This is a genomic window from Bacillus sp. LR--39 (genome assembly GCF_053613335.1).
The window spans coordinates 1-998 of record NZ_JBSIOT010000397.1; the positions used below are offsets into that span (position 1 = coordinate 1).

Genomic DNA, 998 nt, shown 5'->3' on the forward strand with positions numbered 1-998 from the left:
ACCGTCCGATGTCATCAAGACACTTCCAAGGCAGGAGTTTTCTCTCGTTTTTCAAAAGGTAAAGGAAATGGAAAAATCTGCGGGAATTTGTCACGCGGATTCAAAAGCTGAACCTGCCGTTCGGGTCATTACAAGAAGCATCCCGCTAAGCGGGATGTTTTTTATATGCTTTTCATGCTGCCGCCGTCAGCGGAAATTTGCTGCCCCGTGATGTAGGAGGCTTCCTCAGAGGCAAGAAACGCGGCGAGCGCAGCGGTTTCTTCGGCTGATCCGACCCGTTTCATCGGAATCCCGGAAGCGACCTGTTCCTCTGCTTCCTGTTTGGATATGCTGTTTTTTTCATCACATTTTCCACAAATTGATGATAACGGTCCGTAGCGATAAAACCAGGGTTCAGGCAGTTGACTGTAATGTTGTGAGGAGCAAGCTGGATGGAAATGTTTTTACTGGCGTTAATTAAAGCGGCATTCATCATACTGTTTGTGAACATGTTGGCGCCGGGTTCTTTCCACAGATTTCCGACAATGTTGATGATTCTGCCAAACTCGTTTTGTTTCATCAGTGAGGAAGCACGCTTGATAGCGTCAATATAGGCAACGGTCTTTTGAGTGAACGTGGCCGTCATATCGTCTATATTGCAGTTATCAAATGTATCAGGCGCGCCGCCCGGGATATTATTAATCAGAACATCAAGCCGTCCGCATTGAGATTCGATTTCCTGAAAAATGCCCGCTCTCGTATGCCGGTCAGACATATCCCCCGCAAGGGCAATGACGCTCGCATCAGGATGCTTGGCCAAAATGTCTTCTTTGACAGATTCAATATTATCCAAATTTCGTGAATTAATGACGAGGGAAAAATGCTGGTCTGTGCGATTGCTTTCCCGATCCCTTGACTGGCTCCCATAACAAATGCGGTTCGTTTTGACAAATAACTGCACCCCTTAGAAAAAATTGGATTATTATCTACATCGTAAGAAAAAAAGAAGAAAATAACAA

The 998-nt window shown here is 45.4% G+C and carries 2 pseudogenes; one reads left to right on the forward strand and one right to left on the reverse strand.

What is annotated here, in order from left to right:
- Nucleotides 1–79: pseudogene (locus tag ACWHAR_RS23535) on the forward strand (hypothetical protein); the annotation flags it as partial.
- Nucleotides 80–161: 82 nt separating this feature from the next.
- On the opposite strand, the pseudogene bacG reads toward ACWHAR_RS23535, so the two are convergent.
- Nucleotides 162–930, reverse strand: a pseudogene (bacG, locus tag ACWHAR_RS23540) (NADPH-dependent reductase BacG).
- Nucleotides 931–998 lie beyond the last annotated feature (68 nt).